Origin of the sequence: Klebsiella sp. GB_Kp047 (assembly GCF_040065235.1) — a bacterium.
Lineage (GTDB): Bacteria > Pseudomonadota > Gammaproteobacteria > Enterobacterales > Enterobacteriaceae > Klebsiella > Klebsiella quasipneumoniae.
Window position 1 is genome coordinate 89638 of sequence record NZ_JBEAJG010000032.1, and the last position, 26247, is coordinate 115884.

A 26247-nucleotide genomic window follows, 5' to 3' on the forward strand; every position below is an offset into this window, starting at 1 on the left:
GAACGCGTCGTTTTAGTTGATGGTGAACTCATCGCTGCCGAGGTGTGAATAGTCTACCTTCTGCAGCTGGAAGTTGGTGATATACACCGGGCCGGCCTTCTGCTCAGAGATAAACCGATAGCGCGGGGCGATTTCCGCCGCCTTGATTCCGGTCCATTGCGAGAAGAAGCTGAGGAAATCATTCGCCGAGCGCTGCGCCTTAATCACTTTATGCGCTTTGTCATCGCTGGAGAGCACCATAAACGGCACCTGGAAGTTCTGCTGGAACTTATCGTCGTGCGCCAGATACTGCACCTCTTTGCCTCGCTCCTTGAACGCCAGACCATGATCGGAAAAGTAGGTCAGGGAAAAGGTGGCGCCGGAATTTTGCAACTGACTGTAGAGCTTAGCCAGCAGGGTATCGGTTTGCGTCATGCTGTAGAGATAGCAGGAGGTCTCTTTCGACTGGACGAAAACCGTGTATTTGCCTTTGGTTCGGTCGCAGGCCTGCGGGTGCGAGCCCATCAGGTGCAGAACAATCAGCTGCGGCTGGGTGCGCTGGGTGGAGAGTACCTGCTCGGTCAACTTGAGTAACTGCTCGTCCTGGGTGTTTTTATTGGCTTCGAAATCGCCGTTTTTCAGGAACTGCACTTCGTCCGCCCGTTTGGCGATACTGGCGATAGCGGTGTCGTACTCGCCGATCTGTCCCTGATTGGAGAACCACCAGGTCTGGAAACCGGCGCGGTTGGCGAGGGTGACAAAGTTATCCTGAAACTGCGGTTTGCCATCGACCACCCGGTTAAGCGTCAGGCCGAGGGATTTTTGCGTCGAGCCGCTGGCGGCGACGTAGTTGTTAAACAGATACCCGTTCACCGAACTGGCAAACGGCGTGTTGTCCCAGTGGCCGCCGAAGGCGCCGAGGGCGTCGCGGCGGGCGCTTTCACCGATCACCACCACATAGAGATGGTACTTCGGCTTCACCGCCAGCACGTGCCAGCTGTCTTTCATGCCGGCCAGCTGCGCCATCCGCGCCTGCTCGTCCAGCACCTCGTTATTATTCACCACCACGTCTTTGACAAAACGGAAGGCCGGGTAACCGGTATCGATTACCTTGAATACCCCGCCCCAGGCGAGATTTTGCACCGGCTGGAGAAAAAAGATCCCGATGCTGAACAGCAGGCCCAGGGTCTCCATTTTTCCCCAGCGGGTCTGCCCGACGATCCTGCGGCGGACCGCAATGATCCCCAGCGCGAAGATAAATACCGCCAGCAGATAGTTGTACCACGGGAAGATGGTGAGAATTTCGGTGGACTCTTCCACGTTGGTGGCGTGCAGCGCCAGCAGGGTGTTGAAGTTGGGCGCGCCGTAAGCCTGGCCAAAGGGGTAGTAGAGGGCCGCCAGCAGAGAATAGGCGCCGACCACCCCTTTCTGCACGCGCGGAAAGGCGCGCCACAGAAGATGTAACACGCAGGTAAATGCCACGGTATAGAGCAGGCTAAATTCATAGCCCAGCGCCAGGTTAATCAACAGCGATTGTAAAAAGTAGAATCCTGTCCATGGGTTCAGTGCCAGTCGGCGGGCGACCAGCGTATCTTTCAGGGTGGTGACATTCATAGTAAACAATCAAAAAGAGGCCATGCGCATCCCCTGGCGTCAAGGGGTAAAACCTGCTGGACAGTGCGTGAAGAGGGTCTCTGCGAGCCGCGAATGTGGCAGGGCTGTGCAAAGATAGGGCTTGTAAATGGTAAGGTCAACCAGACATAACAGATTGTTTTGCGAGGGCGCTTACAAAACTTGAAAAAAGGTGGGGGGAACGGGATAAACCGGTCAGTTTAGCGGCGGATGATGACAGAAAAATGAAGCGGCGTACCGCGACGCCGCCTCAGGAATGGGGTTTGTCCTGCTGCGGTTTACCGTTGATCATCTCGCACAGCATACCGAGCAGCATTAAGCGTACTTTAAAGGGGGAATGACTAAACACGTTTAAGCACCTCTTGAATTCGTTCATCTGCTCTCCTCCTGCCTGTTCGCTCCATCATTCCCTGATGGATGTTTGCATTATATACAGATATAGCACAGGCTATATTTTATAGCTATGGCTAAAACGTTAATTTTTTGTGCTCTTGGCGCAATCCATTACAATGTGGATCTTTTTATATGATGCTTGACGCGTCACACGAATGAGGAAGCACAATGAACCGTCGCGCAGGTAAGCCAATAACAAAAAAAGTGACGCAGTTGGTAAATGTTGAAGAGCACGTTGAAGGGTTCCGTCAGGTGCGGGAAGCGCATCGACGCGAGCTGATTGACGACTATGTTGAACTGATTTCCGATCTCATCCGCGAGGTGGGCGAGGCGCGTCAGGTGGATATGGCCGCCCGGCTGGGGGTCTCGCAGCCTACCGTCGCCAAGATGCTCAAACGGCTGGCCAGCGTCGGCCTTATCGAACAGATCCCGTGGCGCGGCATATTCTTAACCGCGGAGGGTGAGAAGCTGGCCCAGGAGAGCCGCGAGCGCCATCAAATCGTGGAGAACTTCCTGCTGGCTATCGGCGTCAGCCCGGAGATTGCCCGCCGCGATGCGGAGGGAATGGAGCATCACGTGAGCGAGGAGACGCTGGCGATGTTCCTGAAATTTACCCAAACACAGGGATCTCAGGAAGCATGACTCTTCCCTTCGTCCAGTCGCTGCTGCGCGACCGTTTTCTCCATCTGCTGCTGATTATCGCCTGCGTACTCAGCGTGATGGTGCCGTTTGTCCCGGCAAGCTGGCCGGCGGCCATTGACTGGCATACTATCATCACCCTCAGCGGCCTGATGCTGTTGACCAAGGGGATTGAACTGAGCGGTTATTTTGACGTGCTGGGGCGTAAAATGGCCCGCCGCTTTGTCACCGAACGCCAGCTGGCTATGTTTATGGTGCTGGCGGCGGCGCTGCTATCCACCTTCCTCACCAACGACGTCGCGCTGTTTATCGTGGTGCCCCTGACCCTGACGCTGAAGAAGTGGTGCGCCATCCCGGTGAACCGGCTGATTATTTTCGAAGCGCTGGCGGTGAACGCCGGGTCGCTGCTGACGCCGATCGGCAACCCGCAGAATATCTTACTGTGGGGACGCTCCGGTCTCTCTTTCCCTGGATTCATCGGCCAGATGCTACCGCTGGCGGCGGCAATGATGCTGACCCTGCTGGCGCTGTGCTGGTTCTGTTTCCCGGCAAACCGGCTCAACTACCAGAGTAGCGATAAGGCGCCATCGTGGCAGCCAAAGCTGGTCTGGAGCTGTCTGGGATTGTATCTGGTGTTCCTGACCGCGCTGGAGATGAATCAGGCGCTGTGGGGGCTGGCGCTGGTGCTGCTGGGCTTCCTGATACTGGCCCGGGCGGTGATCGTCCATGTGGACTGGTCGCTGCTGCTGGTGTTTATGGTGATGTTTATCGACGTCCATCTGCTGACCCAGCTTCCGGCGCTGCACCAGGTGCTGAGCGGGGTCGGGGCGCTCTCCGGCGGTGGACTGTGGCTGACCGCCATCGGCCTGTCGCAGGTGATCAGCAATGTGCCCTCGACCATTCTGCTGCTCAACTATGTCCCGCCGTCGATCCTGCTCGCCTGGGCGGTTAACGTGGGCGGCTTTGGTCTGCTGCCGGGCTCGCTGGCCAATATCATCGCGCTGCGCATGGCAGGCGATCGGCGGATCTGGTGGCGTTTCCATCTCTACTCCATTCCCATGCTGCTGTGGGCGGCCCTTACCGGCTATTGGCTCTTCAAACTCTGCGCCTGATTTTCGCAGCGGTACGCCGCCCTCCACGCCGTTCGACAGGATCGCCCCTCGGGGCGATCTTTTTTTTGCCCGGCTCACAGAAAACGATCCCTGGCTTTGCGCATCCGTTCGCTTTTCGGTATATGACTAGTCATGAAATTTAAATGACTAGTCATATACCGAGGCGCAGGATGAAGAACAGACTACCGGCAGATTTCTTATGGGGTAATTCCGTCTCCAGCATGCAGACGGAGGGGGCGTGGAACGAGGGCGGCAAGGGGATGTCGGTGTACGATATCCGGCAACCGGCGGAATTCGCTTCCGACTGGAAGGTGGCGACCGACTCCTATCATCGCTATCGGGAAGATTTCGATCTGATGCAGGATCTGGGCATGAACTGCTACCGTTTTCAGATAGCCTGGAGCCGGGTGTGTCCTGAGGGAGACGGCGAATTTAATGAAGAGGGCATCGCCTTCTACCATCAGTTTATTGATGAACTGATCGCCCGCGGCATCGAGCCGATGATCTGCCTGTACCACTTCGATATGCCGCTCTCGCTGGCGGAGCGCTACAACGGATTCACCGACCGCCGGGTGATGGACGCCTTTATTCGCTATGGCCAGAAGATGATCGCCTGCTATGGCGACAAGGTGAAATACTGGCTCACCTTTAATGAACAGAATCTGTACCATTCGCCGGAAGCGTTTCTGATTTCCGGCTACCTGCAGGGGGAGAAGACCCTGCGCGAGCTGTATCTGATCCAGCATCATGTGATGATGGCGCACGTCCATCTGACCGATCACCTGCATCAGACGAAGCCGCAGTGTCTGATGGGCGGAATGCTGGCCCACGCCCTGGTTTATCCGGCGACCTGCAAACCGCGCGATATCCTGTGCGCCCAGCAGCTGGACGAGTTTTTAAACCAGAACCTGCTGCGGGCTTACGCCGGGGAGGGCTACAGCCCGGAAGTGATGCATTTTGTCGCCGCTGAAGGGTTCGATGATATCTATCGTCCTGAGGATCTGGCGCTGATGGCGACGGTGAAGGTCGATTATCTGGCGTTCAGCTATTACGCCAGCCGGACGCTGAACAGCGACACCATCCCGGCGGGAACGGCGGTTAACAACTATATGCTGTTTGGCAATCAGGATAACCCGTTCCTGAAAGCGACAGAATGGAACTGGCAGATCGATCCGCTGGGCTTCCGGACCATCATCACCCGCTATTATAACGACTGGCGCCTGCCGGTGTTCCCGATTGAAAACGGCATCGGGGTGATTGAGTCGTGGGACGGTGAACATCCGGTTGCCGACGATTACCGCATCGCCTACCATCGCGACCATATCAACGCCATGAAAGCGGCCATGTTTGAGGATGGGGCGCAGGTGATCGGCTATCTCGGTTGGGGATTAATCGATATCCTGAGCTCGCAGGGTGATATGCGTAAGCGCTACGGCGTGGTCTACGTCAATCGCGAGAACCATGACCTCAAGGATCTGCGGCGGGTGCCGAAGAAGAGCTATGCGTGGCTGAAGCAGGTGATCCACAGCAACGGCGACGTGATGTAACGATGTTCTGGCGGTCAGGTCTAGTATGCTGCCCGCCAGTCACTCACAGAATGTAAAAGGACCGGGAATGACGGCGAAGTATCTGCAAATTGCGCGGGAAATAAAAAAACGCATCATCAGCCAGCAGTATCCTGCCAGCGCGCCGCTACCCGACCAGTTTGCGCTGGCGGCGGAGTTCAACACCAGCCGGATGACCATCCAGCAGGCGATGCGCCAGTTAATCGTCGAAGGGCTTATCTATACTCGCAAAGGGCAGGGCACCTTTGTGCGGAAAAATTTCCTTCAGCTGTCGCAGTGGGAGCTGCCCGGTAGCGACTATTTCGGCGCCACCAAAACCTGGGAACATCTTGGCGAGGTGCAAAGCGAAGTGGTGCGCTTCGAGGTGCGTTTTCCCACTGACAAGGAGCAGAGTTCGCTGCTGATCGACGCCGATGCCCCGGTGTATGACTTTGTCCGCCTGCGGCTGCTCAACGGCGAGCCGGTGTCGCTGGATTTGACGGTCATGCCGGTGGGGCTGGTGCCGGGGTTAACCAAAAGCCATCTGGAAGGGTCGGTGTTTCGCTACGTGCAGGAGACGCTGGGGCTGAAGCTGATGGGATCTTACCGCGTGGTGCGGGCGATGAAGCCGGACGAACTGGATAAACAGCATCTTCACTGCGAGGCCACCGATCCGGTGCTGGAGGTGGAACAGGTTATCTATCTGGAAGACGGCACGCCGCTGGAGTACGCCCACTGCCACTATCGCTACGACCACGGCGGGATTATTCTGGTGAATAACGGCTAGACCGGGGACCCTGCCGGCGCAGCGCTCAGCAGGGCCACGGTGTTGTCAGGTTTAGCCAGCCGCAGCCAGGGACAATACAGATAAAAAAACGGCGGGCCTGATGCCCGCCGTTTTTCTTGTCATGCAGAACTTAGTTCAGACGCACCGGCATACCGGAGCGGTTCTGGATAGCCTGCTCAACCACGCTCTGATCGACATCAGACTGGCTGGTGATCGCCTGTACCGGTTGAGTCAGGGTGATCGGCACGATCTCGCCGCCCTGGAACTGGGCTTCGGTGGTCGACAGCGGGTTGTGAACCTCGATGTAACGGCTGCCGTCCGGCTCGGTGGTGGCTTTTACCGGCTCATCGATAAACTGCACGCGGGTGCCGACCGGCACGTTCTCAAACAGGAATTTGATGTCATCGTTGCGCAGACGCACGCAGCCGTGGCTCACGCGCAGGCCGATACCGAAGTTAGCGTTGGTACCGTGGATGGCGTACAGGCGGCCGATATACAGCGCGTACAGACCCATCGGGTTATCCGGACCGGCCGGTACGACGGCAGGCAGCGGGTTGCCGGCGGCAGCGTATTCCGCATGCATCTTGGCGGTCGGCGTCCAGGTCGGGCCAGCCTTCTTACGTTCGACTTTGGTGGTCCAGTTGATTGGCGTATCTTTACCCAACTGGCCGATGCCGATCGGCAGAACGATCACGGTATTGGTGCCTTTCGGGTAGTAGTACAGACGCATTTCCGCGCTGTTGATGATGATCCCTTCATGCACGGTATCCGGCAGGATCAGCTGCTGAGGGATGTTCAGGACGCTACCGCCCTTCGGCAGATAGGTATCCACCCCCGGGTTGGCTTCCAGCATGTTGGAAAGCCCCATCTGATATTTGGCCGCGAAGTATTCCAGCGGCTGCTTGTTATCATCCGGAATGGTGATGACCTGGTTCTGACCAACCAAACGGCTGCCATCGGTTGGCAAAGGATAGGTGACAGCAGACGCTGTATTGCAAAAGCCTACGATGGCGAAGGCTGCCGCTAAGAGTGTAGATAATTTCATAGTTTTTAATGTCGTGTGCGAAATCAACGCCACACAGGCCTTTGTTAATGATTGAGACAGTAGATGGGAGCGCATTATATGTGCATTCCGCTGAACAGGTAAATCAGATGTGTACGAAATCACATTTTTTTCCCTGTCGCCTCGGCTGCCGCGCCCTGGCGTTCGGGGCGACAGGGGTTAGTCTTCCAGCAGCCGGGCCTGCAGCGCGACGCGGGCTGGGGCGGTGAGCTGATACTCTTCCGCCAGCCAGGCGTCGACATTGCCATAGCGCTGCTGAATGGCCGACAGCGCGGCGGCGAGATAGGACTCTTTCACCGTCAGGATGTCCGCCAGGCTCTGGCGCCCCTGGGCCGTCAGGTCATTGCCGAGCATCTCCAGCATCCAGGCCTCCACCTGCGTCAGCATGCCATGGGTGAGGAGATACTCCTCCATCACCGTCTCGCTGTCGCATCCGACGGCGAACAGGGTTAACGCGCAGCCGACGCCGGTGCGATCTTTACCGACCGCGCAGTGTTGCAGCAAGGCGCCGTCGAAAGGGGTCGTCAGCCACGCGGCGAGCTGGCGATAGGCCGGGTTGTTAAACGGCAGCTGGCGATAGAGTTGCAGCATAAACTGCTCGCCGTTCAGCGCATTAAGGGTGGCGGCATTCAGCTCGGTGACCTTCGCATTGACCTCGCCGAGCGGCGGATTGGCCGGCGCGTTGAGATAGTGGGTGAGCGGGCTCAGTTTGTCCGGGGTGCGCTGCACTTCACCGGGGTCGCGGTAGTCGAGCACCCGGCTGAGCGGCAGGGTATCCAGGTGGTTGAGATCCTCAGCCGTTAGCCGGTTTAGCGCGCCGGAGCGCAGCAGCTTGCCGCTGCGTACCCGGCGTCCGTCGCCGGTGCGCTGGCCGCCCAGGTCGCGAAAATTGATGCCGCCCTGCAGGGATAAAAAGGCCGGATGTCGCGGTAGGCTGGTGGTCATGGTACTCCTCATCATCACGTACAGAATAACGGTTTGCGCGCAGGTCTCTGGCGCATCTGACAAAGACCATAGCACAAGCGCCGCGGCGGAATTTACCGCAGACCGTGAAAAGTGCGTCATTTACTGGCATAATGTCTGCTGTATCACACCCCTCATACTCTTTTTTCAGGATATCCCCGTGCTAGTATCCAGCAACGTTACCATGCAGTTTGGCAGTAAGCCGCTGTTCGAAAATATCTCCGTTAAATTTGGCGGCGGCAACCGTTATGGTCTGATCGGCGCCAACGGCAGCGGTAAATCGACCTTTATGAAGATCCTCGGCGGCGATCTCGAACCGACGCTGGGCAACGTTTCTCTCGACCCGAACGAGCGCATCGGTAAGCTGCGTCAGGATCAGTTCGCCTTTGAAGCGTTCACCGTGCTGGATACGGTGATCATGGGCCACAGCGAGCTGTGGGAAGTGAAGCAGGAGCGCGATCGCATCTACGCCCTCGCTGAGATGAGCGAAGAAGATGGCTATAAAGTGGCCGACCTGGAAGTTAAATATGGCGAAATGGACGGTTACTCTGCTGAAGCGCGCGCGGGCGAACTGCTGCTGGGCGTGGGCATTCCGGTTGAACAACATTACGGCCCGATGAGCGAAGTCGCCCCGGGCTGGAAGCTGCGCGTCCTGCTGGCGCAGGCGCTGTTCTCTAACCCGGACATTCTGTTGCTCGACGAACCGACCAACAACCTGGACATCGACACCATTCGCTGGCTGGAGCAGACGCTGAACGACCGCGACAGCACGATGATTATCATCTCGCACGACCGTCACTTCCTGAACATGGTCTGTACGCACATGGCGGATCTGGACTACGGCGAGCTGCGCGTCTATCCGGGCAACTACGACGAATACATGACGGCGGCCACCCAGGCGCGTGAGCGTCTGCTGGCGGACAACGCCAAGAAAAAAGCGCAGATTGCCGACCTGCAGTCTTTCGTTAGCCGCTTCAGCGCCAACGCCTCTAAATCGCGTCAGGCCACCTCGCGCGCGCGCCAGATTGACAAGATCAAGCTGGAAGAGGTTAAAGCCTCCAGCCGTCAGAACCCGTTTATCCGCTTCGAGCAGGACAAGAAACTGTTCCGTAACGCGCTGGAAGTGGAAGCCCTCACCAAAGGCTTTGAAGAAGGTCCGCTGTTCAAAAACGTCAACCTGCTGCTGGAAGTGGGCGAGAAGATTGCCATTCTGGGCGCCAACGGCGTGGGTAAATCCACGATGCTGAAAACCCTGGTGGGCGAACTGCAGCCCGATAACGGCACCGTGAAATGGTCTGAAAACGCGCAACTTGGCTACTACGCGCAGGATCATGAATACGAGTTCGAAAACGACCTGACGGTCTTCGAGTGGATGAGCCAGTGGAAACAGGAAGGCGACGACGAGCAGGCGGTGCGCAGTATCCTTGGTCGACTGCTGTTTAGCCAGGATGACATCAAGAAGCCGGCGAAAGTACTGTCCGGTGGTGAGAAGGGGCGGATGCTGTTTGGTAAGCTGATGATGCAGAAGCCAAACATCCTGATCATGGACGAACCGACCAACCACCTGGATATGGAATCCATCGAATCGCTGAACATGGCGCTGGAGATGTATCAGGGTACCCTGATATTCGTCTCCCACGACCGAGAGTTCGTCAGCTCGCTGGCCACCCGCGTGCTGGAGATTACCCCGGAACGGGTGATCGACTTCAGCGGCAACTACGAAGACTACCTGCGCAGCAAAGGTATCGAGTAATTCCTCTTCGTTACCCGGGTAGCGGCTATGCCTTACCCGGGCTACGCCTGGTATGGGATCTGTAGGCCCGTGCAAGCGTAGCGCCGCCGGGCAATAACCGCGGGTAAAGAGCCACTTTCGCGCCGGATGGCGGCTGCGCCTTATCCGGCCTACGGTCGGTGCTATTGTGAGCTTAAGAGCCCTATCTTGTACCCATGGTTACTGGAACTGTCCGTTACCGGGGCTACCAAACCGCACAGTGCTGTAGCCCCGGTAAGCGGTAGCGCCACCGTGGATTTTGAGGCCACCCGTTTGTAGCCCGGATTAGGGTAGCGCAATCCGGGAACATCATTAAATCCAGGCCGGGCAAGGCGTAAGCCGCCGCCCGGCATATCGCTTAGCGCCTCCACTCCGTTCCTTCAACGCCATTCACCAGCAGTTTGCGTTTTTCTCCTGCCGGTAATGACAGCTTCAGCGCTTTCCACGCCGGGCGATAGTTGCCGCGGGCGTTGACCTTCAGGTTGATGGTGCTGCTGTCGCACGCCATTTCCCACTCCAGCCATAGCGCATCGCCCTGTTTATAGCCCCAGCTTTCGCCGTCATCCTCAAACAGCAGACCCGAAGAGGTCCCGACGCCTTTCAGCGGGAACAGCTGCAGTTCGCGACGATCGTCCTGTTGCGCAGCAACATGACGGATGCGCTCGCTGAGCGGCAGACCGGCCCCGGCGCGCACCAGCAGCGGCAGCTTTTCCAGCGGCGCGTCGAGGGTGACCCACTGGCCGCCGGCGAACCACTGGTGGCTGTAGAAATCGTACCAGCCGGCCTGATTATCCGGCAGCCACACCTCACGCTGACGGGCGCCAGGCTCGACCACGCTGGCCACCAGCAGGTCGCGCCCCAGCAGGAAGTCATCGCATTCGGCGAAGGTCTGCGCGTCGTGTTGATGATCGAGGAAGGTCGGGCGCAGCATCGGCTCGTCGTCAGCATGTGCCTGCCACAGCAGGGTATACAGATAGGGCAGCAGGCGGTAGCGCAGCTCAATCGCGGAACGAATGGCCGGGGTAACGGCCGGATACATCCAGGCTTCGTTGACCGTCTGGTCGTCATTCCATGAGTGAATGGTAAAGCGCGGGTGCATCACGCCGTTTTGTACCCAGCGCACAAACAGCTCCGGCTCCGGTTTATCGCCGGAGAAACCGCCGACGTCGTGGCCGACGTTAAACAGCCCGGAAAGGCTCATGCCCAGCCCCATGCGGATGTTATAGCGCAGCGTATCCCAGTTGGTGCGGTTATCGCCGCTCCAGGTCTGGACGTAGCGCTGCATGCCGGCGCAGCCGGAGCGAGAGATGAGATACGGGCGCTTTTCCGGCGCAAAGCGCTGCTGGGCTTCCATCGAGGCGCGCATCATCAGCAGCGGCATCACCGGGCGAATATGCTTGATGGCGATTTCGCGGCCAAAGCCGTAGCAGCGCGCTTCGCCGTCCCACACCTCATACTCGTTATTATCGTTCCAGGTCGAATCAATGCCCATCTCCAGCAGCTGGCTGGTGACCCCTTCCTGCCACCAGGCCACGGTTTGCGGATTGGTGAAGTCGAGGTGCGATCCTTCATCGTCCCAGAAGCTGGAGCGCTCCGGCGCGTCGGTTTGCGAATCGCGAATAAAAAGACCGCGCTCCGCCACTTCGCCATAGCGCGGATGATCCTGCAGCAGGCAGGGTTTGATATTGGCGGCCAGCTTCAGCCCGGCATCATGGAACGACTGGCTCATCACTTTCGGCTGCGGCACCTTGTCGTAGTTCCAGTTAAAGACGTAGCGCTTGCCGTTAATCGAGGTATAGCCGGATGAGAGCTGGAACGAATCGCACGGAATAGCGTGCTCATTGCACAGGCGGATGAAGTTCATCAGCTGATTTTGCGCATCCGGCGCGTCGGTGTAGTGCATGGTCGAGCCGCTGTAGCCGAGGCTCCATTTTGGCCCGAACAGGGTTTTACCGGTCAGACGTACAAAGGCTTTGGTGACATCCAGCACCTGTTTACCGGTGAACAGGTAGTAATCGATATCGCCGGCTTCCGCCTGCCAGCGGCGGTAGGCGGTGTGGTAGTTGTCGATTTCGTTACCCAAATCCAGCCAGCAGCTGCTCAGGTTGTCGTAAAACAGACCATAGCTGACGTCGCTGCGCTGGGTGATGGTGAACGGAATATGTTTATACAGCGGGTCGGTGCTGGCGGCGTTGTAGCCCATGGCGTCGAGGTTGCGCATCTCATAACGCTTACCGGTGCGCTGCAGATCGCCGGCCTTTTCGCCCAGGCCATAGAAACGCTCGTCTTTCCGGCGGCTCAGATAGTGGGCGACGCCGTCGCCGTGGGCATTGGCCAGATAGGCGCTGGTGGGGCGGTCGTTAGCAAGCTGCTGCCATTCCCCGGCGTCGTCGCGATAGCTCCACTCCAGCCACAGCGGCTGATGGACGGTGACGCGCAGCTGGCGGGTGGCGATGGTCAGCGTATCGGCCTCCTGTGTCAGCTGCCAGGCCGGGAGACTAAAACCGCTGAGGTCATCCCGGGCGCGGCCTTCCCACGGCACATCCTGCTGCGGGGCGATACTCCAGGTGCGATCCAGCGCCAGCTGGCCCTGGCGTTTCAGCAGCACGCGGAATAAATTCTCTTCCAGTACGTACAGGCACAGGGTGTGCTGGCCATCGACCGTCAGTTCAACGTGATGCTCCAGCTGTTGATGTAAACTCCAGTGTTTCAACGTTTTCATATCTTACATCCACTCTCAGGCGCGCTTGGCGCGACGTTCAGCAATAAATGCCACCAGGAAAACGGCGCCAATCAGGTCAAAGAAACCCATGGCGATGAACAGCGGGTTGAAGCCAATTTTGTCGGCGGTCACCCCGATTAATAACGAGAACAGGAAGCTGGCGATCCACGCCGCGGATCCGCGCATACCGTTTACCGTCGCCATTTGTCCCTTGTCGAACGACTCCACCACCAGCGCGCTGAGCATGCAGGAGATGATCTGATGTCCGAAGCCGCCAATGGAGATCAGGACGATGGTGATATAGGGATCGCGGGTGATAGCGACGAGGGCCAGGGAGATCATCAGAAATGCGCCGGTCACCGAGCTGGCGATCACTGAGTTGACTCGCGTACAGCCGAACCAGCGAACGTACAGGCGGGTGAGGTAGCCGCTGACCACGCTGCCGAGGTCGGCGGCGAGGAAAGGCAGCCAGGCGAACATGGCGATCTGCTTGAGATCCATGCCGTGCTCTTTGGCCAGGTACAGCGGTACCCAGAAGCTCAGCACCGCCCAGGCGGGCTCGGCCATAAACGCGGGAATGGCGATCCCGTAGAAACGTTTATTCTTCGAGACGGTTTTGAGTGCGGTAAAGAAGGGCTGTTTCACCGGTGGCGCTTCGTTATCCTGCTTGATGTACTCCAGCTCGCTTTTGCTGAGGTTGGGGTGCTTTTCCGGGTTCTGATAGAAGGCCCACCACAGCACCACCCACAGCAGGGCCAGCGCGCCGGTAAACATAAACGCCCCCTGCCAGCCGAAGGAAGCGTGGGCGAAGTAGATAATCGGCGGGGCGAGCATTGCGCCGATAGAGAACCCGACGCCAGCCCAGCCGGCGGCGATTGGCCGTTCAGACTTCGGAAACCACTCGCCGATGGTTTTGGCGTTGGCCGGGGTGGCGGCCGCCTCGGCCCCGCCCATAAAGAAGCGCAATATCGCCAGGTGCAGCCAGCTGCCGGCCCCGGCGTGGGCGATACAGGCCAGCGCCCACAAGGTGGCGCAGATCATAAACCCGAGCTTCAGGCCGATGACGTCGATAAGCCAGCCACAGAGCGGCTGGAAAATCGTGTAAGCCAGCTGAAACGCGCCGACGATCCAGGAATATTGTTCGGTGGTAATGCCGAGCGTCGCTTTCAGTTCCGGGGCGATAATCCCCAGCGAGTTGCGTGTGATGTAGTTGACGGTGACGCCAAGTAAAAACAGGACCAGCACCCACCAGCGCAGGTTTTTTACCACCCGGCGCGTTTTGCTGACCGCGATATCATTGTTGAGGCCTTGACTCATAGCACACTCCACATGACGTTAGTAGGGGGAAAGTGACGACCTCAATCCTTGAGTGGCCACGTAGTGTTATTAACTATTTGAATAGTCTATTTTTTTATCTCAACATCATTGGTATAACTAGTATGGGAGATGTTGGACCAATTCAGGCTAAGGGAGAAAAAACGGCGGGCAAAGTGCTATTTATGCAAGTTTTTTCATGAAATGACCGGGATCTCAAATTTTGCGCTGTCATTTGCTTACAGGGAGCGCTTTGGCGATTATGAAAATTCTTTCATTTTCCAATCGGAGCTGGATCACAAAATGGATAAAAAGCTGCGCGTCGCCGAAATCGCCGCCCGCACTGGGCTGTCGGCCAGTACCGTTTCGCGCGTCCTGGCCGGAAAGGCGAATACCAGCGACAAGGCGCGCCGGGCGGTGCTGGAGTGCGCCCGCGAGCTGGGGGTCATGCAGGGGCTGGCCGCCGGGCGTCTGCTGCTCAATAATCTGCTGGTGTTTGCCCCGCAGCGCGCCTTCGATGAGCGGTCGGATATCTTCTACTACCGGGTGATCCAGAGCATCAATAACGCGCTGGCGGCGCATGAAGTGCGCCTGCGCTACTGCGCGCTGGACGAAAACGACAGCGACGCCAATCTGTTTCTTGCCCGCATGAACGAAGCGGAAACCCAGGCCGCGGTGCTGCTGGGGATCGACGATCCGCATATTCATGGCCTGGCGGCGGATCTGGGTAAACCCTGCGTCTTGATAAACTGTCGGGATGAAGGGATGCGGTTGCCGTCCATTGCCCCCGATCATCGTTTGATTGGCCAGTGCGCCGCCCGCTATCTGTTTGATATGGGGCATCGGGTGGTGATGAACGTCATGTGTTTGCGCCGCTATACCATGGAGCTGCGGCTGGGGGGGATCGAGGAGGCGTGGCGCGCGCGCAATTTGCGCTTTACCGCCAGCCGGGATCTCATCAGCGTCGCCAACTTTAGCGCCAGAGAGACCGAAGAGCAGGTGGGGGCCTGGCTTGATGGCTTACAGGGCAGGCCGTTGCCCACCGCCTTCCTGGTGGGCGGCGATTTCATGGCCGCCGGCACGGTCAGCGCATTGCAAAAGCGCGGCCTGCGGGTGCCGCAGGATGTCTCGGTGATGAGCATCGACGGGTTTAATCTGGCGGCGATCCAGGAGGTGCCGCTGACCGCGGTGCATGTGCCGCGGGATGAACTGGGCAGCGAGGCGGTGCATCTCCTGCAGCAGCGCCTGCTGCGCCCGGAGGCGCCGCACGGTTCGCTGCTGCTGCACGGCACGCTGGTGGTGCGCGATTCGGTACGGCGGATCCGGCCGGGCAAAGGCCATACCGCCGTGGAGCCGCAGGGGCTGTATGACGATTAAACCGGGATACCCAGCGCCCGCTTGCCGTGGATGTTCAGATCTTCCAGAGTGAAGCGCCCCTGCCAGCTGGCCTCATAGTCCTCGCGCGGGAAATCCCCCGGCGAGGCCCCTTTTTCCAGAGCAATTTTCACTTTCTGCGCGTAGGCGAGGTTCTTTTCGCACATCGGCGCTGCCGGAATGTACATCACATTGCCCCAGCCCTGCTGATTTTCCACCGGCGCCACCGAGTGAATGACGTCGCAGTGCCACCAGACGGAATCGCCAGCGTTCAGCGCCGGAATCGAACTGAGGGCTTTGATCAGCAGCGGGTGCCACTGCTCAGAGATCGGCAGTACTCTGCCCGGCGCGACGCCGCACAGCTCATCTTCCGGCACATCGTCAAGCAGTGGGCGCAGTAGAACATAAGCCATCGCCTCGGGGATCGGCACCACGTGCAGTAGCCCCTGACCCGGGATCATGTCCGATAGCGCGGTCCAGCCCTGGAAGGTGCGGAACACTGAGCATTTGGTGGTGTTGTCGACGGTGTACTCTTCCACTTCAGTACGGTGCGCGGCGTCCCACGGATCGTAAGCGTCGACATGACCGTTAAACACGTTGGCGAAGACCTGCTGGTAGGCGGGGAGCAGCCAGCGCTCCAGCGCACCGGAATCGGTATGCGCGCCCAGCCCCTTCGAGGTGGTTCCCGGCGGACGGCGGCGAATGCGGTCAGGGTAAATGACGCTGACGTCCGGATCGAACCAGCGCTTGCCGTCCTGCTCAAAGCGCCACAGGCGGTTGAGGAAGGACTGCGCCGCCGCCATTTCATCGCTCTGGCGGGCCTGCATTTGCGAGGGCGACCAGTAGATGGGATAGATTTCCGGCCGCGAAGCCTCAAGCGTACCGAAGAAGCTGTCGCCTGGCCCTTTATAGACCTCGTCGAAATGGTTCAGATCCAGATATTCCAGCATCGCGGTATCCCAGGCCAGCGCCTGTTCGCGCGGAAAGTGGCCTTTGATCACCGCGCAGCCCCGACGCTTAATGGCCGCGCGCTGGGCATCGCTCACGGTTCCCTCGGCGATATCGCGGAACGGAATGGTTGGCCAGACCTCCTGGCCTGCGGCTTTCAGCGTCTCAATTTCCTGCAGGCGCTCGCTGATGCGCGCTGAGAGCTTATCGAACACCGCCTGGACGTCGCCGATTTGCGCCCGCAGCGCCTGCTTCATCTGGCGAATCGCCGCTTTGTGGTCGGCGGGGAGTGTTTCGTGGGTCGGGAGAGCAGCCATAATAACCTCGCTGTATCTTTCATTCGAAAGTATTAAATCTTACAAACGTTAATTTAAGTTAAAATGGAGTTAATGCAAGTTTAAAATCTTGCTGCGGCGCACAAAATGGACAAGCCGGGGCGTGCAGCCCCGGAGAGAGGTCAATCGTTGAAGGGAGCGCTGTTATCGAGGACGGCCTGAATGACGTTCAGCGCGCCGTCATGGTTATTATCGTCGGTCGCGTATCCGGCGATAGCCTTAATGCTGTCGGCGGCGTTACCCATGGCGAAAGCGTATTTCACCAGCTTCAGCATTTCGGCGTCGTTGCCGCTGTCGCCGATGGCCACGCACTGCTGCGGCGACAGGTTCCAGCGCTTGAGCAGGCGGCTGATGCCGTTGGCTTTATGCAGGCCGGGAATAATCAAATCGACAAAGCCAAAGCCGCTGGTGACCGGCTTCATAATGCCGTCGAGCGACACGTGCAGTTTATCGATCAGCTGCGGGATCTCACTGTCCGGCAGGTTCAGAGAGAATTTGAACAGCGTATCGTCGATGGCGTGATAGTCGCTTACCCGCTGCAGACGGTGGTAGTGCTTTGACATCAGGTCGACGAAGGCATCCGGGGCGTTATCGCTGACGTAAGCGCTCTGCAGGCCGCAGGCGACGAAGTTTAGCTGCGGATCTTTGAGTAGTTCGCCAATCACCACCTGCGATTCGTGGCGGGTCAGTTCGCCGTGGAACAGCTGCTTACCATGCGCAAAGACCAGCGCGCCGTTTTCGGCGACGAACGAGATCTGCTCGCGGATCTCCGGGAAGAAGGAGATCAGCTGATAGTACTGGTTGCCGCTGGCGACAACGAATTCAATGCCGCGCTGCTGCAGCTGGGCGAATTGCGCCAGAAACCGTGCACGATCGTAGGTTTTGGCGTCATTGAGAAAAGTTCCGTCCATATCGGTGACGATAACTTTAACGGTCATAAGGGGGTGCTCCTGGCTTAACTTCGACCAGTAACATTCTAATTACAATGTGATGGGGAGCACAAATTTATTTCGAATGAAAGTTCATGCATTCAGAAAATGCCGGGAGGCGGCGTTGCCTTTCCCGGCCTGCAGGACAGGGAAGGCCCGCTAAGCGTCGCGCCAGCGGGCCTGAGGGGTTAGAGCGTATGCTCGGTACGGGCGATGATATCGTCCTGGGTATCCGGCGACAGGGCGGTAAAGAACGCCGAGTACCCGGCGACGCGCACCACCAAATCGCGGTACTGGTCGGGGTGTTTCTTCGCCTCCAGCAGCGTGTCGCGCGAGACAATGTTGTACTGGATATGCCAGCCTTTATGCACCTCGAAGAAGGTGCGCAGCAGCACCATCAGCTTCTGCTTATCGGACTCGTTCTCCAGGGTGGACGGATTCAGCTTCTGATTAAGCAGCACGCCGCCGAGGATCGCCCCGGTGGGCAGTTTACCCACCGAACTGATGACCGCCGTCGGCCCCAGATGGTCGGTTCCGGAAGCCGGGCTGGCCCCTTCCGCCAGCGGGGTGTGCGCTTTACGGCCATCCGGCGTCGCCATGGTCTGCGCGCCGAACGGCACGTTGGCGGAGATAGACGACGTGCCGGCGTAATAGTTGCCGCCGATCGGGCCGCGGCCATAGCGCGGGTTGTGATACTGCTTCAGCTCGTCGATATAGGTCTGGTAGGCCCGCGCCAGCAACGTGTCCACGCTGTCATCATCGTTACCGTACTTCGGCGCGCCGTTGATCAACCGCTGGCGCAGCTGCTCGTGGGTCAGGCCGTCGAAATCTTCCGCCAGCGCCTTCGCCAGCTCCTGCTGGCCGATAACGCCCTGATCGAAGACCAGCTTTTTCACCGCCGCCAGGCTGTTGCCGAGGTTGGCGATGCCCACCTGCAGACCGGACACCCAGTCATATTTCGCGCCGCCTTGCTTGATACTCTTCGCCCGTTCGATGCAGTCGTCCACCAGCGCCGAACAGAGAATATCGTGGACGTTCTCTTCCAGCATGGTATCGACCACGTACTCAATCTCAATCGACTTACGGGTGTAGTAGCGGATCTGGCGGTCCCAGTCGGCCAGCACCTCGTCGAAGTTAGCGAAGTTGCCTTTCGACAGGGCGTGCTCCTGCGGCAGAAACACCTGGCCGCTGGTGGCATCGCGGCCGCCTTCCAGCGTCGCCAGCATCACCCGCGCGAAGTTGATAAAGCTCATGCCGGTGCAGCGATAGCCCCATTTGCCGCCGACCGCGGTTTCGATACAGCCGATGGCCGCATAATCGTAGGCGTCCTGCGGCTCAATACCCAGCTTGATAAATTCCGGGATCACGATTTCGTCGTTATTAAACGCTGGCATACCGAAGCCGCAGCGGATCACCTGGACGCAGGCGTCGAGGAAATCGTTGCTCATTCCGGCGTGGTAGCGCACGCTGAGGTTCGGCTGGGTCGAACGCAGACGACCGCAGGATTCCAGGATGGCATACGACAGCGGGTTGACCGCGTCCTGCGGCTGGCCATCCACCAGGTTCTGGCCGCCGATGGTGACGTTCTGATACAGCGGGCTGCCGGCCGAGGCCTTGGAGTGCGAGCCGGAGCGGATCTTGTTAACCTCCAGCAGCTTCAGCCAGCAGCTGTGCAGCAGCTCAATGGCCTGTTCGCGATCCAACGATTGCTGCAGCTCAACGTCGCGGCGGTAGTACGGATAGAGGTACTGGTCCATGCGGCCAAACGAGACCGAGTGGCCATTGGATTCAATCTGCAGGATCAGCTGAATGAAGTAGCACAGCTGCAGCGCCTGCCAGAAGGTCTTCGGCGGCTCATGGGCGATGATGTCGCAGTTTTCGGCAATCGTCAGCAGCTCCTCGCGGCGTGCGTCACGGGATTCTGCCGTCGCCATCTCGCGCGCCAGCGCGGCGAAGCGTTTGCTGTGGTCGCTGACCGCCGCCAGCACAATATCAATCGCTTTCAGGAATTGTTCGCCGTGCAGGTCTTCCAGCACCGTCAGATTGATGCGCGACCGGCGTTCGGCGACTTTCGCGCGCAGGCCGTCCAGGCCTTTCTCCAGCAGCAGCGGGTAGTTGACCGCCAGGTGGGCGTCGCCGGAGGTCATATTGCCCTCTGCCTTAATAATGCCGGTGGCGAGCAGCGCTTTCTGCTCATCGGTAAACATGCCGTAGCAGCGGTCCTGTACGGTCTGGCCGCGCCACCACGGGCACACTTCATGCAGCACGCGCTTGTTCTCTTCGCTGACCGCGAAGCCGGCGCCGGGGCGGTCGGCGAGATCGTCGATCTCTTTTTCGATCCAGCTGACGGTGTATTCCGGGAAGATCGGCGCGGCGCGCACTTCGCTGGCCTGGTTGCCGACGATCAGCTCATCGTGCTTGATCCAGATGGTGCGCTCGGCAAGGTGATGCGCCAGCGCCAGGGCACGACGCACCGGGATTGGCTTATCAAGATGCTGCTGATACATCTCGGTGTAGTGGCGGGCGCGTTCGGTACAGACCGGTGGCTTGACAATATGCACCAGCGCCATTTTATGGGCCTGGATGCGGGCGCTGAGGGTGTTGAGTTTCAGAGTCGTCATAAGGTTATCCTCGTAAGATCGCCATTAGCCCCTTGCTCCGCGCATAATCCTGCGCAAAGGCGAGCAGCTCGGGAGCATCCAGCGGTTTATCCGGTGCGGTGTAGGGCTGACTGAGTAACTGGTATTTATTCATTCCCAGCGTGTGGTAGGGCAGGAAATGGATTTCGCTGACCCGCAGGCGGTCGGCGGCAAAATCAGTGATGGCGGTGATGTCGGCTTCGCTGGCGTTGAATCCCTGGATCAGCGGCACGCGAATAATCATGTTTTTCCCCGCCTGCGCCAGACGCTGCAGGTTGTCCAGCACCCGGCGGGCGCTGCCGTCGGTCCACTGCCGGAAAACGGCCTCGTCGACATGCTTCAGGTCGGCGAGAAACAGGTCGACAAAGGGTAAAGACGGTTCAATGTATTTCCACGGCACGTGCAGGCAGGTTTCCACGGCGGTGTGAATGCCTGCCTGATGACTGGCTTCGAACAGCGCTTGCGCCAGCGTTGGGTTCATAAAGGGTTCGCCGCCGGAAAGAGTGATGCCGCCGCCGCTGCGATCGTAGAATGGTTTATCACGCAGCACCGTCGCCATGATCTCCTCGACGCTCTTCTCCTCGCCGCACACCGTGAGCGCGGTGGTGGGGCAGCAGTCGCGCAGCTCGGCGATATGGCTGTCGTTAACGTTTTGCCGGTGAATGATCAGGCCATCGAGGGTGCGGGTGATAACCGCCGGCGCCGCCTGCTGGCACAGCTCGCAGCCGGCCAGGCACAGCCGCGGGTCATACAGCAGATCTTCGCTACGGGCGCGGCTCTCCGGGTTCTGACACCAGCGGCAGCCCAGCGAGCAGCCTTTCAGGAAGACGACGGTGCGGATCCCTGGGCCGTCATGGGTGGAATAGCGCTGGATATTGAAGATCATGGCTTACCCTCTTTTTTTGCGTATGAATATAAAAACACTTTCGAATGAAAGTTATATTGACGCAAATCAACAAGCGGGATGGGGATAAGTCAGAGGGGAGAAAATAACGAGAGCGGTCACAAAACCACCGGCGACTCTCGTCGCCGGTAGGGGGATTAGTGCGAGCCGCATACCTCGCACTGCGGGTGGCGCATCAGCTTCATTTCACGAAACTGGCAGGTCATGGCGTCGTACATCACGATTTTTCCGCTGGCGGGCGTGCCGTAGCCAGTCAGCAGCTTAATGGCCTCCATCGCCTGCAGAGAACCGATAGTGCCCACCAGCGGGGCCATCACGCCGGCTTCGACGCAGGTGAGGGCATTTTCGCCAAACAGGCGGCTCAGGCAGCGGTAGCAGGGTTCGCCCTGCTGATAGGTGAAGACGCTGATCTGCCCCTCCATGCGGATCGCCGCCCCGGAAACCAGCGGGGTTTGGTGGCGGAAGCAGCCGGCGTTGAGCTGGTTACGGATGGCGACGTTGTCGGTGCAGTCGAGCACCAGATCGTGCCCGGCAATCTGCGCCGCCAGCGCCGGTTCGTCCAGTAAGGCATTGAGCGGCACCAGATGAACGTGCGGATTTATGCGCGCCAGCGCCTCGCGGGCGGAATTCACCTTAGGCTGGCCGAGGGTGGCATCGCTGTGCAGCGTCTGGCGCTGCAGATTGGAGAACGAGACGGTGTCGAAATCGAGCAGGGTGAGCTGCCCCACCCCGGCGGCGGCCAGATACTGCGCGGCGGCGCAGCCAAGCCCGCCGAGGCCGACCACCAGCACCCGAGCGGCCTTTAGCCGCTCCTGGCCGTCAAAATCAAAACCGCGCAAAACAATCTGCCGGTTATAGCGCAGCATCTCTTCATCGCTCAGCTCCACGGCCATTACAGCCCCCCAAACAGATGGCTGAACGGTTCGACGTCGACCCATTCGCCCGCTTCAACGTGGCCGCGCTCGCGCTCCAGCACGATAAAGCAGTTGCCGAGGCTGAAAGAGCTGAAAATGTGCGAGCCCTGATGGCCGGTGGTGGTCACCACCAGCTCGCCGTCCGGGTTGCGCTGCAGAATACCGCGTTGAAAATCGAGGCGGCCCGGCGACTTTTTCAGTCGCGTGGCGGCGCGTACCCGCAGGCGGGTTGCCTGAAGCGGGCCGTACTTGCCCGAGAGCTTCGCCAGCAGCGGCTGCACCAGCTGACAGAAGGTGACGGTGGCGGAAACCGGGTTGCCCGGCAGGCCGCAGAACCAGCTGCTGCTGAGCTTGCCGAAGGCGAAGGGTTTGCCCGGCTTGATCGCCAGCTTCCAGAAGCCGATCTCCCCCAGCTCTTCAAGAATGGTTTTGGTGTAGTCGGCCTCGCCCACCGAGACGCCCCCGGAGCTGATGACCACGTCGGCCTGCTGGTCGGCGGCGATAAAGGCTTCACGCAGTTGCGCCGGATCGTCAGGAATAATGCCGAGGTTAATGACCTCGCAGCCCAGCTGTTCGAGCATCAGATGCACCGCCAGGCGGTTGGTATCGTAAATCTGGCCGTCGCCGAGCGGTTGACCCGGCAGCTGCAGCTCATCGCCGGTCGAGAAGACCGCGACGCGAAGCTTGCGCACCACCTCGACGTCGGCAATGCCCAGCGAGGCCAGTACCGGCAGCTCGGCTACCGTCAGGGGCGTTCCCGCCGGGAAGACCACCGCGCCATGGGCGATATCTTCTCCGCGGCGGCGAATATGCTGCCCGGCTTTCACCGGCGCGGTAAAGCGCACGCCGGCGTCGGTCTGTTCAGTCTCTTCCTGCATGACTACCGCGTCGCAGCCTGCAGGCACCGGCGCGCCGGTCATAATGCGGATACAGGTGCCGGTGGGCCAGGCGTCGTGAAACGGCTGGCCGGCGAAGGCCTTCCCGGCGACCGGCAGGGCCGCGCCGTCGCGAAGGTCGCTCAACCGGACGGCATAGCCATCCATCGCCGCGTTATCAAAGCCGGGGACATCCAGCGGGGAGATAATGTCATGGGCGGTAACGCGCGCGAAGGCCTGCAACAGCGGTACAGTTTCCGTGGCGCTCAGCGGCGTAATACGATCGAGCATCTGGGTGAGGGCTGTGTCGAGCGGCATCAGTCCGGCGGTAAAATCCATGGGTCACTCCTGCGGGCAAAACGGCGAAAACGCCTATTATGGCAGAAAAGCGGCGCGGGCTGTATGCCACCTGGGTACGAGGCTTTACATCGCCCGCCGCTCTTTCTATATTCAAAAATTGTATAAGACATTCAGCAATATAATGATATCAATACCCTTATTCCTGACGTGACCGGCGCCGCGACGCGCTACGACAGGGCGGGGGCTATCCACTTCATCGTTAAGGACTGGCGAAATGGGCAAGGCGGTTATAGCAATTCACGGCGGCGCAGGGGCGATTTCTCGCGCGCAGATGACGCCGGAGCGGGAGCGGGAGTACGTGGCGGCGCTGTCGGCTATCGTCGAAAGCGGACAGAAAATGTTGGCTGCGGGCGCCAGTGCGCTGGATGCCGTGACCGAGGCCGTCCGTCTGCTGGAGGAGTGTCCGCTGTTTAACGCCGGGATCGGCTCGGTATTTACCCACGATCAAACCCACGAACTGGACGCCTGCGTGATGGACGGCTACAGCCTGCAGGCGGGGGCGGTGGCCGGGGTCAAACATTTACGTAATCCGGTGCTGGCGGCGCGTCTGGTGCTGGAGAAGAGCCCGCACGTGCTGCTGATCGGCGAGGGGGCGGAAAATTTCGCCTTCTCCCACGGAATGGCGCGCGTCGATAACGATCTCTTTTCCACCCCCGAGCGCCTGCTGCAGCTGCAGGAGGCGAAAGCGGGTGGGGAGATCATCCTTGACCACCATGCCGCTCCGCTCGACGAACGCCAGAAAATGGGCACCGTCGGGGCGGTGGCGCTCGATCTGGCCGGCAATCTGGCGGCGGCGACCTCCACCGGCGGCATGACCAACAAACTGCCCGGACGCGTTGGCGACAGCCCGCTGCCGGGCGCGGGGTGCTACGCCAACAACGCCAGCGTGGCGGTCTCCTGCACCGGCACCGGCGAAGTCTTTATGCGTACTCTGGCGGCCTACGATATCGCCGCTCTGATGGAGTACGGTCAGCTCAGTCTCTATTCTGCCTGCGAGCGGGTGGTGATGGAGAAGCTGCCGGCCCTCGGCGGCAGCGGCGGACTGATTGCCGTCGATCGCGAAGGCAACGTCGTTTTACCGTTTAACAGCGAAGGCATGTACCGCGCCTGGTGCTATGCCGGCGATACGCCGACCATTGGCATTTATCGCGAATAGAACAAGGGAGAGGGAGAGTGCCGCAAACTCACGAAACGGATACCTGCGAAGTACTGGTGGTGCGCAACCTGAACGTGGCGTTTCGCCAGCAGGATGCGCCAGAGGTGCAGGCCGTGCGTCAGCTTTCCTTCAGCCTGCGCCGCGGCGAGACGCTGGCGATTGTCGGGGAGTCTGGTTCGGGAAAATCGGTCACCGCTCTGGCGCTGATGCGTCTGCTTGACGCCGCCAGCAGCGAGGTGAGCAGCGAGGGGCTGTGGCTGCGACGGCGCAACCGGCAGGTGATCGCGCTCAATGAGCAATCGGAGGCCGAAATGCGCCGGGTACGCGGCGCGGACCTGGCGATGATTTTTCAGGAGCCGATGACTTCGCTGAACCCGGTGTTCACCATCGGCGAGCAGATCGCCGAATCCCTGCGTCTGCACCAGGGGCTGGGGCGCGAAGAGGCGCTGCGCGCGGCAAAAAAGATGCTCGACCAGGTGCGTATTCCCCAGGCGGAAGAGATGCTCTCACGCTATCCGCACCAGCTCTCCGGCGGCATGCGCCAGCGGGTGATGATCGCCATGGCGCTCTCCTGTCGGCCGGCGGTGCTGATTGCCGACGAGCCGACCACGGCGCTGGATGTCACCATCCAGGCGCAAATTTTGCAACTTATCGCCGTCCTGCAAAAGGAGATGGCGATGGGGGTAATCTTTATCACCCATGACATGGGGGTGGTGGCCGATATCGCCGATCGGGTGCTGGTCATGTATCGCGGCGAGGCGGTGGAGACCGGCAGCGTCGAGGAGATTTTCCGTTCACCGCAGCACCCTTATACGCAGTCGCTGCTGGCGGCGGTCCCCCGGCTGGGGGAGATGCGCGGTCGGGATCTGCCGCGCCGCTTTCCGCTGCCGGGGCAGCCGCTGGCGGAGACAGAAACGCCAGACACGGTGGTGGCGGGGGAGCCGATTCTGCAGGTGCGCGATCTGGTGGCCCGTTTCCCGGTGCGCGGCGGGCTGCTCAATCGCGTGACGCGCGAAGTGCATGCGGTGGAGAAGGTGAGTTTTGATCTCTGGCCGGGAGAGACCCTCTCTCTGGTGGGGGAGTCCGGCTGCGGCAAGTCGACCACCGGCCGGGCGCTGCTGAGGCTGGTTGAGACCCAGGGCGGCACCATTACCTTCGACGGTCAGCGGATCGATACCCTCTCCGGCAGCAAGCTGCAGTCCCTGCGGCGCAATATTCAGTTTATTTTTCAGGATCCTTACGCCTCGCTCGATCCGCGCCAGACGGTCGGCGATTCGATTATGGAGCCGCTGCGGGTGCATGGCCTGCTGGACAGGGAGGCGGCGCGCGAGCGGGTCGCCTGGCTGCTGAAGCGCGTGGGGCTGCAGCCGGAGCATGCCTGGCGCTACCCCCACGCCTTTTCCGGCGGCCAGCGGCAGCGGATCTGCATTGCCCGCGCGTTGGCGCTGAATCCGAAGGTGGTGATTGCCGATGAGTCGGTGTCGGCCCTGGATGTCTCCATTCGTGCGCAGATTATCAATCTGATGCTCGACCTGCAGCGCGAGATGGGCATCGCGTTTCTGTTTATTTCCCATGATATGGCGGTGGTGGAGCGCATCAGCCACCGCGTGGCGGTGATGTATCGCGGCCGGATAGTCGAAATCGGCCCGCGCCGCGCAGTGTTTGAAAACCCGCAGCACCCCTATACCCGTAAGCTCATGGCTGCCGTACCGGTGGCCGACCCGGCCTACCGTCATCCGCAGCGGGTCCTGCTGTCTGATGACGTCCCGGGCAATATCTATAAGCGGGGCGAGGAGATCGCCAGCCCGCCATTGCAGCAAGTTGGGCCGGGCCACTTCGTCGCCCGCGACGCCGCCGACGTGCTGGGCAGAACATAACAACACATAACGCACCT

19 protein-coding genes and 1 pseudogene are annotated in these 26247 nt (G+C 59.7%); 8 read left to right on the plus strand and 12 right to left on the minus strand.

What is annotated here, in order from left to right; translation table 11 throughout:
- Positions 1–12: 12 nt before the first annotated feature.
- Positions 13–1593: a phosphoethanolamine transferase gene (locus tag ABLV76_RS14010; RefSeq protein ID WP_165707870.1), complete on the minus strand. Its 1581-nt coding sequence runs from the start codon at positions 1591–1593 to the stop codon at positions 13–15.
- 268 nt (positions 1594–1861) lie between these two features.
- On the minus strand, positions 1862–1987 hold the full coding sequence (gene mntS, locus ABLV76_RS14015; RefSeq protein WP_004886214.1) for a manganase accumulation protein MntS: 126 nt from the start codon (positions 1985–1987) through the stop codon (positions 1862–1864).
- 185 nt (positions 1988–2172) lie between these two features.
- On the opposite strand from mntS, the gene mntR reads away from it, so the two are divergent.
- The 4 genes from mntR (at position 2173) to ABLV76_RS14035 (ending at position 6086) form a co-directional block, all read left to right on the plus strand.
- Positions 2173–2646, plus strand: a complete 474-nt coding sequence (gene mntR, locus ABLV76_RS14020) for a manganese-binding transcriptional regulator MntR (protein ID WP_004886216.1) — start codon at positions 2173–2175, stop codon at positions 2644–2646.
- Positions 2643–3755 carry an anion transporter gene (locus ABLV76_RS14025; RefSeq protein WP_023320026.1) on the plus strand — a complete coding sequence of 371 codons (1113 nt, stop codon included), beginning with the start codon at positions 2643–2645 and terminating at the stop codon, positions 3753–3755. The genes mntR and ABLV76_RS14025 overlap by 4 nt, the downstream gene beginning before the upstream one ends.
- Positions 3756–3925: 170 nt before the next feature.
- Positions 3926–5302 carry a glycoside hydrolase family 1 protein gene (locus tag ABLV76_RS14030; RefSeq protein ID WP_004886222.1) on the plus strand — a complete coding sequence of 459 codons (1377 nt, stop codon included), beginning with the start codon at positions 3926–3928 and terminating at the stop codon, positions 5300–5302.
- A gap of 67 nt (positions 5303–5369) precedes the next feature.
- Positions 5370–6086 carry a GntR family transcriptional regulator gene (locus ABLV76_RS14035; RefSeq protein WP_004886227.1) on the plus strand — a complete coding sequence of 239 codons (717 nt, stop codon included), beginning with the start codon at positions 5370–5372 and terminating at the stop codon, positions 6084–6086.
- 130 nt (positions 6087–6216) lie between these two features.
- On the opposite strand, the gene ldtB is transcribed toward ABLV76_RS14035, so the two are convergent.
- The gene (ldtB, locus tag ABLV76_RS14040; RefSeq protein WP_004886230.1) at positions 6217–7131 is read right to left on the minus strand and encodes a L,D-transpeptidase; all 915 of its coding nucleotides are present in this window, start codon (positions 7129–7131) and stop codon (positions 6217–6219) included.
- Between the two features lie 177 nt (positions 7132–7308).
- Positions 7309–8224 (minus strand): annotated as a pseudogene (locus tag ABLV76_RS14045) (tyrosine-protein phosphatase).
- Positions 8225–8272: 48 nt separating this feature from the next.
- On the opposite strand from ABLV76_RS14045, the gene ABLV76_RS14050 reads away from it, so the two are divergent.
- Positions 8273–9865, plus strand: coding sequence for an ABC-F family ATPase (locus ABLV76_RS14050; RefSeq protein WP_004886235.1), 1593 nt, complete (start codon positions 8273–8275; stop codon positions 9863–9865).
- A 376-nt stretch (positions 9866–10241) separates the two neighbouring features.
- Here ABLV76_RS14050 and ABLV76_RS14055 read toward each other — a convergent pair whose 3' ends face one another.
- Positions 10242–12605 carry a glycoside hydrolase family 31 protein gene (locus tag ABLV76_RS14055; RefSeq protein ID WP_049115012.1) on the minus strand — a complete coding sequence of 788 codons (2364 nt, stop codon included), beginning with the start codon at positions 12603–12605 and terminating at the stop codon, positions 10242–10244.
- Positions 12606–12620: 15 nt separating this feature from the next.
- The gene (locus ABLV76_RS14060; RefSeq protein WP_004886240.1) at positions 12621–13922 is read right to left on the minus strand and encodes an MFS transporter; all 1302 of its coding nucleotides are present in this window, start codon (positions 13920–13922) and stop codon (positions 12621–12623) included.
- A 300-nt stretch (positions 13923–14222) separates the two neighbouring features.
- On the opposite strand from ABLV76_RS14060, the gene ABLV76_RS14065 reads away from it, so the two are divergent.
- Entirely contained in the window at positions 14223–15296 is a 1074-nt protein-coding gene (locus tag ABLV76_RS14065; protein ID WP_004886244.1) for a LacI family DNA-binding transcriptional regulator, read from the plus strand.
- On the opposite strand, the gene ABLV76_RS14070 is transcribed toward ABLV76_RS14065, so the two are convergent.
- The 6 genes from ABLV76_RS14070 to moeA form a co-directional block, all read right to left on the minus strand.
- Complete coding sequence (locus ABLV76_RS14070; RefSeq protein WP_017900150.1) at positions 15293–16558, minus strand: DUF1479 domain-containing protein; 1266 nt, start codon at positions 16556–16558, stop codon at positions 15293–15295. The two genes, ABLV76_RS14065 and ABLV76_RS14070, sit on opposite strands and share 4 nt — an antisense overlap.
- A gap of 140 nt (positions 16559–16698) precedes the next feature.
- Positions 16699–17514: a Cof-type HAD-IIB family hydrolase gene (locus ABLV76_RS14075; RefSeq protein WP_032455759.1), complete on the minus strand. Its 816-nt coding sequence runs from the start codon at positions 17512–17514 to the stop codon at positions 16699–16701.
- Positions 17515–17693: 179 nt separating this feature from the next.
- Entirely contained in the window at positions 17694–20126 is a 2433-nt protein-coding gene (locus ABLV76_RS14080; RefSeq protein WP_004886253.1) for a formate C-acetyltransferase/glycerol dehydratase family glycyl radical enzyme, read from the minus strand.
- 4 nt (positions 20127–20130) lie between these two features.
- Entirely contained in the window at positions 20131–21030 is a 900-nt protein-coding gene (locus tag ABLV76_RS14085; RefSeq protein WP_348878361.1) for a glycyl-radical enzyme activating protein, read from the minus strand.
- A 155-nt stretch (positions 21031–21185) separates the two neighbouring features.
- Positions 21186–21941, minus strand: a complete 756-nt coding sequence (gene moeB, locus ABLV76_RS14090; RefSeq protein ID WP_053810617.1) for a molybdopterin-synthase adenylyltransferase MoeB — start codon at positions 21939–21941, stop codon at positions 21186–21188.
- The gene (gene moeA / locus ABLV76_RS14095; protein ID WP_053810616.1) at positions 21941–23176 is read right to left on the minus strand and encodes a molybdopterin molybdotransferase MoeA; all 1236 of its coding nucleotides are present in this window, start codon (positions 23174–23176) and stop codon (positions 21941–21943) included. The genes moeB and moeA overlap by 1 nt, the downstream gene beginning before the upstream one ends.
- A gap of 235 nt (positions 23177–23411) precedes the next feature.
- Here moeA and iaaA point away from each other — a divergent pair, with 235 nt between their 5' ends.
- Positions 23412–24353, plus strand: a complete 942-nt coding sequence (gene iaaA, locus ABLV76_RS14100; RefSeq protein WP_023320035.1) for a beta-aspartyl-peptidase — start codon at positions 23412–23414, stop codon at positions 24351–24353.
- A 17-nt stretch (positions 24354–24370) separates the two neighbouring features.
- A complete protein-coding gene (gsiA, locus tag ABLV76_RS14105; protein ID WP_017900145.1) occupies positions 24371–26230 on the plus strand; it encodes a glutathione ABC transporter ATP-binding protein GsiA in 1860 nt (619 codons plus the stop codon).
- Positions 26231–26247: the final 17 nt, after the last annotated feature.